The organism is Pseudomonas sp. P1_A1 (genome assembly GCF_056406935.1).
The window spans coordinates 336,216-347,298 of record NZ_JBFTZE010000006.1 but is presented as its reverse complement, the minus strand read 5'-3'; the positions used below and the strand labels follow the sequence as shown (position 1 = coordinate 347,298).

Here is an 11,083-nt window from a genome sequence, read left to right as displayed (position 1 = left end):
GACAAAACGAGGTGATCCGGAGGCGCGCCGACTTTTGCACAATGCAGCCATGTCGGCCAGCCGAACAGCAGCCTGGAAAGGTTTTTATGAAGAGCAACGAGCTAAAGGGTTCAGCACCACTCAGGCACTGGTGATTCTGGCCCGTAAACTTGCTCGGGTCGTATTCGCGCTACTGAAGGGGCAGAGCGAATACCAGCCGAAAGCAAGTTGAGGGTTTCCCCTCAACCATAGAATCTCCCACAGTTGGATCACTGTCACGGCTGCAATGCTGCACTCAATGGCAACCTGGCCATGTGCCGCGCTTTCAGCGACCCCAGATACAACCAGTCCCCATATTCGCGCACGGTGGTGATGGGTGAGTAGTTGCCGCTGCTGGCGTCCTGCAGATTGGCAATCACTTTGCCGTCGAGGTCCAGTCCCAGGACGAAGGCGCGTTTCTCCAGGGGCTTGGGCAGGATAGTCATCGCTCGCACGATCATTTTGCGTACCAGAGGGTAGGGCGCCGTGGTGTCGAGCAGTGCATTGCGCGGTGCGTACAGCGCCACCCAGAAACGGTCGCGGCCATTGAATGCCAGGTTGTCCGGCAGCCCCGGCAAATTGTCGATGAACAGATCGTGGGTGCCGGCTTTCGGCCCGGTCAGCCAATAGCGGCTGATGCGATAGGCGCCAGTTTCATTGACCAGCACAAACGCGTCGTCAGGCCCCAGTGTCACGCCGTTGGCGAACTCCAGTTTGTCCAGCAGGACCGCCGTATTGCCGGTCTGGAAGTTATAACGCAGCAAACGGCCGTCGCCACCGTGCTCGATGATCGCCTCGCCGTCCTTGCCGTAGCCCCAACGGCTGGAGGAGTCGCTGAAATAAGCGTAATGCCCGGGCTTGTCGATGGCCACGTCATTGGTAAAACCGAAGGGCAGGTTGTTGGCCGTGGTGGTCAATGGAATCAACCGGCCCTGAGCGTCGAGCGACAGCAAACCTTTGACCCCGTCGGCGATCACCAACAAACCATTGGGGTGCCGCGCCAGGCCCAGCGGCCTGCCGCCGGTATCGGCCAGCACCTGGGTGGTTTTGCCGTCGAGGCTGGTGCGAATCAACCGGCCGTCATGCAGGCCGGTGATAAGGACGTCTTTCTCCAGCAGCAACGCCTCAGGGCCGTCGATGTCAGCAGCACCGACACGTTTCACGCCTTTGAGTCGCTGATTGTCGGCGTAGATGCCATCGACGAGGGAGGGCGCCGTTGGCGGTGTCCAGGCTACCGGTTGAACCTTGGTCGGCAATAAAAACAGCAAGGCGCTGATCACGATGATCAGCAGCAGCAACCAATGCCGAAACTTGAGGGGTCTTTTCATGCGCTGACTCCTGCCAGGGCCAGATGTTTTTGCACCATCTCGCGTAACGCCAGCATTGACTCCGCCGATTCGCGCTCGATGCGCCGCTTGAGCACCAGACGATTGGCAATGCGCATTGCCAGGCCGCTGAAGCTGTATTCCAGAGTGCGGACAAACCGCGTGTCATCGCTCTCAACCTCACACTCGTAAGTCACCATCAACGACAGACCATGACTGCCTCGGGCCCGAGCCCTCCAGCGGCGTCCGGGCAGGTATTCGTCGACTTCCCAGCTCAAATGCCCCTCACGCCCGCCGGCGCGAATGTCTTCCTCGAACCGCGCCCCGGCATACAGCGGGCCGCTCTGGCCGTCGACCTTGAGGGAGGATGGATGCCATTGCGGCCAATGGGTCGCCGTGCTGGCGTAGGCGAGCACGGCGACCGGGTTTCCAGCGATGTCGATCACATGCTGCATACGGGTCATGGGCGTTCTCGTCAGGTGCGGGGGCGCTTGCTCCGGTTCCCAGTAGAGGGTGCCGAACAGGTAGTCCATCAGGGACAACACGATATTGAAATTGCGCTCCTGCATCAGCTCCCGGCGGTGATGTAGCTCATGCAGACGGCGCATCTGGCGGATCCACGGCAAACGCGTCACCGGGTTGCCGGGCGGTAGATGTTCGCAGGCATGGAACACCTCGTAGGTCAGGTAACCGAGCACCATGCAGCCACCAAACAGCCCCGCGACGTTGCTATTGAACTGAGCCAGCAGCCACCAGACAGACGCCGTGATGACGAGGGTGTGCAACACGATCAGCCAGGCCGGAAACAGAATCACCCGCCAGTCCCGGGCACTGTCGTAGGTCATGTGGCCGGGGGTGAAAAAGCTGTGATGGTCACCGGCGTGACGGGCGTAGAACATCCGCGCCAGGCTCTTTTTGTGGTGCCCCAGATGCCGATGCACGACGTACACGCCGAAGTTGTAAAACAACAGGGTCAGCGGCACCGTCAGCCATTCCAGAAGTTGCACCTGATGCACCGTGCGCCAGAACCCACCGATGGCCAGCAACCCGAACAGCAGCACAAAGGCGCCGTGCAACCAAGGGTTGTAGAGCGGATGAATGTCGGCACGGTAGCGCGCGCGGAACGCTTCGGTGGTCTGCCTCACTGAGTTCACCTGTGGTTATTGTTATAACCAGCAGATTAGCCGATCCCGCCGCACAGGCAGGCCGAACCTTGAGGACACAAGCGCCATGCTTCGGTGCAAGACGGGGTGTCAGGTCAGCGGGTTCCAGCGCTGGGACCAGTCGTCATCGGTCTTGATCACTTCACGCAGCAGGTCGAACGCCTGTTGCAGGGTCGCCGAGTCGCGGTCCCGGGAGTAAACCAGGTAGGTCGGATAGCTGAATTCCGGGGCTTTGGGCACTTGTTCCAGCAAGCCGTTTTCCAGGTAACTCTGGACCACGCGAGTGCGGAAATAGCCGCTGCCGCCGTTTTCCAGGATGTATTGCAAGGCCAGCGGGCCGAGGTTGAAACTCAAGGCCGCCTTGGCTTTTTCCGGCAGCGCGGCGTCGTGCTGACGACGGAAGTCAGGGCCCCAGTCGATATACACGTAAGGATCGGGCCGTCCGGCCAGGCGCACCAGGATCAGTTTTTCTTCCAGCACCTGCTCGACTTGCAGGCGTGGCCAGTATTCGGGCTGATAGACCAGCGCCGCATCCAACACCCCCAATTCCAGTTGGCGCAGCAGGTTTTCGCCATCGCGGATTTCCATGCGCAGGGCGTGGCTGGGAATCTTCTCGCGCAGTTCCCCGGCCCAACTGAGCATCAACGGGTTGCACAGGCTGACCTCGCCACCGATGTGCAGCACGTCGCGGTAGCCCTCGGGCAGTGGCAAGTCGCGACGAGCGGCTTCCCAGGTCTGCACCAGTTGATTGGCGTAAACCACAAAGGCCTCGCCGTTCGGCGTCAGGCGCGCGCCGGCACGATTGCGCACAAACAGCGTGCTGCCCAGCTGACTTTCGAGTTTCTGCACCCGGGCAGTGATCGCGGTCTGGGTGACGTGCAGCTTTTCAGCCGCCGCGGCCAGGCTGCCGTGGCGGACGATTTCCAGAAAGGTGCGGGCGAGGTCGATGTCCATGGGCAGGCCGATGTGGGAGGTGCGGGCATTGTAAGAGCAGCCATGGTCTTCCGATACCGTCTGTGGCGAGGGCGCTTGCTCCCGCTGGGGCGCGAAGCGGCCCCAAGCTCCCTCGCCACAGAGTTCACTGTCCGGCCTGATCACCTCGTGCCAAACAATTAGTCCGCCACCTCAACCGCCCTCACCACCGCCCAATCGGCCACCAACCGCTGCGGCGTGCCACACGCCTTGCGCTTAAGCACAAAATTTCTGCACTTCTCGGCGAACTGTTTACGGTTTTGCACCATGTCCTGATGCATTTCTTCCAGCTCGGCATTGCGGCAGTGCTGCATCAATTGAGTATCGAACCGGTTTTTACGCTCCCGCACCGCCTGGTACGCCGGATCACTCAACGTTCCATTGGCGCGCTGCAACAGCCACAGGCCAAACTCGTCCGGGCAGCGCGGACCGATTTCCTGGACCATGCCCAACTGCAAGGCCTGGACGGCGCTGATCGGCAGACAGTCTTCGGTGAGTTTTTCCGCCATCGCCGGGCCGACGGCGCGGGGCAGGCTGTAGGTCCAGTATTCGGAGCCGTACAGGCCCATGGTCTTGTAATGGGGGTTGAGCACGATGTCGGAGCGGGCGAAGACGATGTCGGCAGCCAGCGCCAGCATCACGCCGCCGGCCCCGGCATTGCCGGTCAGGCCACTGACCACCAGTTGCCGGGCGCTGAGCAGTTCCTGGCAGACGTCGTCGATCGCTTGAATATTGGCCCAGGCTTCCAGCCCCGGAACCGCTGCGGCCTGGATCACGTTGAGGTGCACGCCGTTGGAGAAACTGCCGCGTCCACCTTTGATCAGCAGCACTTGGGTGTCCCGGGACTTGGCCCAGCGCAGGGCCTCCACCAGTCGTTGGCACTGTTCGGTGCTCATGGCGCCGTTGTAAAACTCGAAGGTCAGCTCGCCGACATGCCCCGACTCGCGATAGCGGATCGGTTGATAGCTTTCGCTGTTAAATGGTTGAGAGGCGATCGACCAATCAAGGGTCGGGACTTGCGCAAGCTGTTCGGCGAGCACATGCCGGGCCGGACGCTTGAAGGTTTCTTCGCCGGGCCGGGGTTTGCGTCGCAGCGAACCGATCCACAGGCTGTGATTACCGGTCGCGACCAGCACCGCATCGTCGTGCACCGCGAGAATCTCCCCCGGCGTGCCACTGCGCGAATCCAGATGGGCGTCATACAGGTAATACTGACCGCCGGCCAGACTGGCCAATACGCCGGGCTGACCGTCGGCGGCGTCGATGCGGCGTTTGATGAAGTGTGCGCTGTCGTGCCAGCTGAAGATCCGGTCAGCTTGCTTCATGTTCGGCTGCAAGCGGCCAATCACATGGCGTTGGCTGTAGTCCAAAGGCACTGGCTCGAAACCGTCGATGAATTTTTCCACGACTTCGCGAATGCAGACGATCGCCGCGTCGCTGACACGGCCGTTGTACAACTCGGATTTGCGCAAGCCCTGGGGCAAATTGAATTCACAGGTGGCCCAGACCGGCCCGGCGTCCATTTCCTCCACTGCTTGCAATGCGGTCACGCCCCAACGGCTCAGTTCACGGGTGATCGCCCAGTCCAGCGCACTGGCGCCTCGGTCGCCGACGATGCCTGGATGAATGATCACCACAGGGCGCTTGAGGTTGCTCCACAGTTGCTGCGGTACCCGGTCCTTGAGAAACGGGCAGATCACCAGGTCGGCGCCGGAGTGTTCGATCTGCTCGCACACCGTATCTTCATCGGTGAACAGCACCACGCTGGGCGAGTGGCCGGCCTGACGCAAGTCCAGCCAGGCCCGCTGGGTCAGGCCGTTGAACGCCGATGCCAGCAGAATGATCTTCAATGACCGCATGATTGACTCTTCCTTGAGAATGATCGGCCGCAGGCTCCCAATGAGCCGTCCTTGGCCTTCGATGGAAGCGTGATAGTAGAGAGTGCGGGAGGGAGAACAACTGATCGAGATCAAGCTTGCGTCAGCGGATGTTGCGGAGGCTTAAAATCAAAAGATCGTCCGAACGCGGCCCGAGCCTTCGGACGATCTTTTCTCTTTTCAAAACGCAAAACACGAACAGCCAAACGCTCCCCAAAAACCTTGAAAGTCACTGACCGGCGCCGACGACAACCGCGCCCGTTCATGGCTATGGGCATGCACCGCGCAAGCGCCCACACACTGGTGCACTTGCGCGGTCAGTGGCGCCAGGGGTTTCCAGTGCCCCGGTACATTCACCACGGGCGACCACTCAGGCACCACCGGGATTGGCGGTGGCCCCAGTTTTTCGAACTCGACGCTACCGTGGACGATCTTGCCGTCGACAATAGTCAGCACCGACTCGATCCATTTGATGGCTTCGTCTTCGATGTGAAAGTAGTCTGCCGACAGCGCAATCAGGTCCGCCAGTTGCCCGACTTTGATCTGGCCTTTCTTGCCTTGTTCGGAGGAAAACCAGGCGCTGCCGTGGGTGAAGAGTTCCAGTGCGGTATCGCGGCTCAAGCCCTGTGGGTACAGCTCCAGCCCGCCGACGGTGCGGCCGCTGACCAGCCAGTACAGCGATGTCCAGGGGTTGTAGCTGGAGACGCGCGTGGCATCGGTGCCGGCGCCCACTGGAACGCCCTCGGCGAGCATGCGCGCGATCGGTGGTGTCGCTTCGGCCGCTTTGGCTCCGTAACGGTCGACGAAGTATTCGCCCTGGAACGCCATGCGGTCCTGAATGGCGATGCCACCGCCCAGGGCCTTGACCCGTTCGATGTTACGGGGGGTGATGGTTTCGGCGTGATCGAAGAACCATGGCAAACCGTTGAACGGAATATCCCGGTTGACCTTCTCGAACACGTCGAGCATGCGGCTGATGGATTCGTTGTAGGTGGCGTGCAGGCGGAAGGGCCAGCGCTGCTCCACCAGATGCCGCACCACCGGTTCCAGCTCCTGCTCCATGGTTTGCGGCAGGTCCGGGCGCGGTTCGAGGAAGTCTTCGAAATCCGCTGCCGAGAACACCAGCATCTCGCCGGCGCCGTTGTGCCGCAGGAAGTCATCGCCCTGGCCGTAATGGGAAGTGCTGGTCCAGTTTTTGAAGTCGGTCAATTCTTCCTTGGGTTTCTGGGTGAACAGGTTGTAGGCAATGCGCACCGTGAGCTGTTGATCTTTGGCCAGTTGCTGGATGACTTGATAGTCGTCCGGGTAATTCTGATAACCGCCGCCGGCATCGATGGCGCTGGTGATGCCCAGTCGGTTGAGTTCGCGCATGAACTGGCGGGTCGAGTTGACCTGATATTCCAGCGGCAGCTTCGGCCCTTTGGCCAGGGTTGAGTAGAGGATCATCGCATTCGGGCGGGCGATCAGCATGCCGGTGGGGTCGCCATTGGCATCGCGCTGGATCTCGCCGCCCGGCGGGTTCGGCGTATCACGGGTGTAGCCGACCACTTTCAGTGCGGCACGGTTGAGCAGGGCGCGGTCGTAGAGGTGCAGGACGAATACCGGAGTGTCCGGCGCGGCTTTGTTCAGATCTTCAAGGGTCGGCATGCGTTTTTCGGCAAACTGGAATTCATTCCAGCCACCGACCACCCGCACCCATTGCGGGGTAGGGGTGCGGTCGGCCTGATCCTTGAGCATACGCAGCGCATCAGCCAGGGACGGCACGCCTTCCCAGCGCAGTTCGAGGTTGTAATTGAGGCCGCCACGAATCAGGTGCAGGTGCGAGTCGTTGAGGCCGGGAATCACCGTACGCCCATGCAGGTCAACGATTTGCGTGCCGGGGCCTTGCAGGGCCATGGCCTGGGCATCGCTGCCGACCACCACAAAGCGCTCGTCCTTGATCGCGACGGCGCTGGCCTGGGGTTTCTTGCGGTCGACGGTGTGCAGGCGTCCGTTGTACAGAATCAGGTCGGCGGGGGTGTCGGGCATGGTTTTACTCCCTGCGGTTAGCGGACTGATCCAGGCACCGATGGCGCCTGCCGAAAGACCTTGCAGTACACGGCGGCGACTGAAGTCATTGTGCTCGTCAGGTGGGCTCATGGCAGTGCTCTCCACACAGTTCTTTATAAAAGAAGCGAGGGCAAACAGCCGATGTCTGACGCATGCGGCCAGAAGGAATATAGACGGCATATCCACAGATAGCCGTTTTCCGAGGGTGAAAAACGACAAATCCCGCCACGAGGGGCGGGATTCGCATGCAGCCAGAGAGGCTCCCGGTAGCGGGAGCCGTCGTCTTAGCCTGGGAACAGCTCGGACAGTTTCATGGCCAGCATCATGTCGCCTTCAGCGCGCAGTTTGCCGCCCATGAACGCTTGCATGCCGTCGGTCGAACCGTCGACGATGCCTTCCAGGGTTTCGCCGTCCATCACCAGAGTCACCTGGGCGTCCGGGTTTTCGCCTTCTTGCAGCTCGCAGGTGCCGTCTTTGACGATCAACGAGAAGTTCTTGGTGTCGTCGATGCGGAAACCGAATACCAGGTCCAGACCGGCAGCAGCGGCTGGGTTGAACTTGGCTTTCATTGCTTGTACGGCATCAGCTACGGAGGTCATGGTTCGATCCTTTCTTGGGTAATAAGAGCTGGGTGGATACAGCCAGGGTCACAATAGTCCGGAATCAGCGAAACGTGATGAGTTCCGGGGCCTTCAGCAGTTGCAGGTGCGTATGACTGTTGAAGGAAGCCAGGGCCACCTCGCGACCACGAAACTTGAGCAGGTTGAGCGAGGTGTTGACGATTTGCCAGTTCAGTTCAAAGGCCTGCCTGGCAGGCATTTGCGTAATGAGGTGGAGCAGGGCAGTGATGGTGCCGCCGGAGGTGAACACGGCGATTTTCTGGGTGTTGTCGGCATTTTCGAGCAGCCGCTGCAGGCCAGCCTGCACACGATCGACGAAGCCCAGCCAGCTTTCCAGGCCCGGTGTGTCATAGGTGCCGGCGAGCCAGCGCTCGATGATCAGGGCGAAGATGCGCTGGAACTCGGCACGGTTTTGCGCGGCGTTGCGCAGGGTCTCCAGCGCCTCGGGCTCGTCTTCCAGCATGGCCGGCAGCAGGGCGCGGATCACCGCGTCGGCGTCGAACTCGTTGAAGGCACAATCGATTTCCAGCGTCGGTACCGGCAAGCCCACGGCGGCGAGCTGTTCCAGCGCGCTGGTGGCCGTGTGTTGCTGACGGCGCAGGTCGCCCGACAGGCAGCGATCGAAGCTGACACCGAGCTCGGCCAGGTGCCGGCCGAGGACTTCTGCCTGGCGAATACCGGTCGGCGACAGAACGTCATAGTCGTCTGCACCAAAGGAGGCCTGGCCATGTCGAATCAAATAGATGCTGCCCACGTCCGCGTCATCCCGGTACGTTGAAGGTTTGGCGAGGTTATGAGGATGACGGTGAGCTGTCAATGAAAAAACATACGCTTGTTTGAAATGCCCGTTACAGGCCTGTTGCTAGTGTCCTGTCTTACAAATACGTTCCTCTTTTGACGAGTGGCTGTTGTCGTCAGGCAAGGCGCCGCGAAGAGTCATAGCCCGCTATGGCGAGGAGCGGCGACGCAGCATGACGGCAACGGACGCCGTCAAAAAGGAACAGTATTTGTGAGACAGGACACTCGAGGTTTCACGACTGGTCGCCGGGCCGGCTCATGGGTATGCTGGAGGTATCCCGCGCGTGTTCATGCCGCGCATCGTGTTGAAGGAGTCTCTGTGGAGTTTTTGTCCAACTGGGGCGCAACGAAGGTCAAACCCAAGCAGGACAAGGGCGCGACCAACCATGACCTTCACCACCAAAGCAGCAACTGTTAGAACCCTGTTAGAACTCGCCACGCCATGGGTCTACCGCAGGCAAGGCCGTTACACTCTCCGCATACGCCCACTGGGCTCTAAAGCTACCTGCACGCTCTCCCTCAAGACGATCCATAGGCACACCGCTGTGACCATCGCAAAGCACCTGCTGACCACACTCAGAACCTTCCATCTTGATCGACCCGAGGCCACTTGGGATCAACTCCGCGAGCGCCTCAAGGAGATCGCTGAGGGCGTCTTGGGAACCGGCTCCGCGTGGGACCCTTACGACCCTGTGAGCGCCTCACCAGCTTATGGCGGCATGGGGTTGGTCTATTCCGAGATCCGTAGGGACCTCGACGAGATCGCCTGTACGGTGCCCTTGAACTCCGATCAGGCCAAGGCGGTGATGATGGGGACAAGGATCATGGCTGCCGCTGAAGAGCGAACTCATGGAAGCCTTGGAGAGATCGTTGAGATCATCGAAGATATGAAGCACGCGAGTGACGTGCCTTTACCTGTGTCCCTATCTGTATTAGCGCCTCAAGGGGCTCCTGAAGGTTCTCTGCTGCACACCTTCGAGCACCTCTCAGGGCTCTATATGGCTGAACACAAAGATGACCTCACTGGCTCCACCCTGAAGAACCTCAGGGCGTCCTGCAACACCATCAGCGTGCTTCTCGGGGACTTGGACCTGAAGACCCACACACGGGCTCACATGTTGGCCTTGAGGGATGGCCTGAAGGAGGGCCGTAAGGTTTCGACGGTCAATAAAATCCTGACTCACCTCTCCACGGTTATGAGCTGGGCTGAAGCCAATGCCTATATCGAGAAGGCTTACGACAAGAAGCTCCAGATACTTAGGGGTTCTGATAGCCAGCGTAAGGAGTTCTCACCGGCACAAGTGACCCAGCTCATGGACTACGCGAACAAGCTCCCGGCGACTGATTGGAAGCGTTGGGCGCTGAGCATTGGCGTGGTCTCTGGGGCCCGTATTGGTGAGATCTACCAGTTGACCTCGAAAGACATCATTGAGGCCCAAGGCTTATTGGTCATGGACATAAACACCAATGACGGAAAGACCATCAAGAACAAATTCAGTGTCCGTAAGGTGCCCTTGGTGGCTGCCTATGGTCTGGACTTGGAGGCGCTCAAGGCATTCGCTGAGACTGCCGATGGGAAGCTATTCAAGCGGTCCTCAAGTGGCTTCACGTCCATGCTGAATCAGTTGACTCGTGATGTGCTGGGCACCGAGACCAATACCGGGCTGTCTTTCCACTCGCTTCGTCACTCCATGTCGGGGCGCCTCAAGGCCGCAGAGGTGTCCTTGGGAATCTCTCAGGAGATCACTGGGCATAGCTCTGGGTCGATTACGTATGATCTTTATGGTGCCGCTGGGACTGTGCAGTTGGGGCGGATGGCTGAGGCTCTCAAAAAAGCTTTCGGAATTGATGGGGTGACGGTTTGAGCTTAGATAATGAGGCAAATCATATTAAATGGCTGCTAAACGATTTAGTGGTCGATCTTGCAGCAGCAGTTGGGATGGGACGCGAGGTATTTAGACTGCATGATGGGAGCCCTGAGAGCACTTACAAAGCCATGGGGCGCTTGCGGGTGTGTAATCACAGCATCATGCTTTCTCTATTCAAACTGCATGAGATTAGGACCAAATACACAAAGTTTCTGAGTCGCCTACCAAAGGAGGAAACTGAGGGTATCTACAGGGATGCAGCCCAGATAGAGCAGCGGAATATTTGCAAGTTCCGAAATAAGTATGCCGCTCACATTATAGACAAAGAGACCCTTAGACCCATTTCGTTAGCGAAAGGTATGGAGTTGTTGGAGTCCATTACTGGTCATGATA

At 59.6% G+C, this 11,083-nt stretch carries 8 protein-coding genes and 1 pseudogene; 2 read left to right on the top strand and 7 right to left on the bottom strand.

What is annotated here, in order from left to right; genetic code table 11:
- Positions 1-211 (top strand): annotated as a pseudogene (locus AC1D2Q_RS12165) (IS110 family transposase); the annotation flags it as partial.
- 43 nt (positions 212-254) lie between these two features.
- Here the strand turns inward: AC1D2Q_RS12165 and AC1D2Q_RS12160 are convergent.
- The 7 genes from AC1D2Q_RS12160 to AC1D2Q_RS12130 all read right to left on the bottom strand — a co-directional run bounded on the left by AC1D2Q_RS12160 (position 255) and on the right by AC1D2Q_RS12130 (position 8,778).
- Complete coding sequence (locus tag AC1D2Q_RS12160; RefSeq protein WP_477813324.1) at positions 255-1,346, bottom strand: SMP-30/gluconolactonase/LRE family protein; 1,092 nt, start codon at positions 1,344-1,346, stop codon at positions 255-257.
- The gene (locus AC1D2Q_RS12155) at positions 1,343-2,488 is read right to left on the bottom strand and encodes an SRPBCC family protein (protein WP_477813323.1); all 1,146 of its coding nucleotides are present in this window, start codon (positions 2,486-2,488) and stop codon (positions 1,343-1,345) included. Before AC1D2Q_RS12155 ends, AC1D2Q_RS12160 begins: the two co-directional genes overlap by 4 nt.
- Before the next feature lie 108 nt (positions 2,489-2,596).
- Complete coding sequence (locus AC1D2Q_RS12150; RefSeq protein ID WP_477813322.1) at positions 2,597-3,460, bottom strand: LysR family transcriptional regulator; 864 nt, start codon at positions 3,458-3,460, stop codon at positions 2,597-2,599.
- Between the two features lie 158 nt (positions 3,461-3,618).
- Positions 3,619-5,337, bottom strand: a complete 1,719-nt coding sequence (locus tag AC1D2Q_RS12145; RefSeq protein ID WP_477813321.1) for a hydrogenase maturation protein — start codon at positions 5,335-5,337, stop codon at positions 3,619-3,621.
- A 198-nt stretch (positions 5,338-5,535) separates the two neighbouring features.
- Positions 5,536-7,383 (bottom strand): amidohydrolase, encoded by a 1,848-nt coding sequence (locus AC1D2Q_RS12140; RefSeq protein ID WP_477813333.1) that lies wholly within the window; start codon positions 7,381-7,383, stop codon positions 5,536-5,538.
- A 305-nt stretch (positions 7,384-7,688) separates the two neighbouring features.
- Positions 7,689-8,003, bottom strand: a complete 315-nt coding sequence (locus tag AC1D2Q_RS12135; RefSeq protein ID WP_007941766.1) for an SCP2 sterol-binding domain-containing protein — start codon at positions 8,001-8,003, stop codon at positions 7,689-7,691.
- Between the two features lie 64 nt (positions 8,004-8,067).
- Entirely contained in the window at positions 8,068-8,778 is a 711-nt protein-coding gene (locus AC1D2Q_RS12130) for a histidine phosphatase family protein (RefSeq protein WP_477813320.1), read from the bottom strand.
- Positions 8,779-9,208: 430 nt separating this feature from the next.
- Between AC1D2Q_RS12130 and AC1D2Q_RS12125 the strand changes: the two genes are divergently transcribed.
- The gene (locus tag AC1D2Q_RS12125) at positions 9,209-10,687 is read left to right on the top strand and encodes a tyrosine-type recombinase/integrase (RefSeq protein ID WP_477813319.1); all 1,479 of its coding nucleotides are present in this window, start codon (positions 9,209-9,211) and stop codon (positions 10,685-10,687) included.
- Positions 10,688-11,083: the final 396 nt, after the last annotated feature.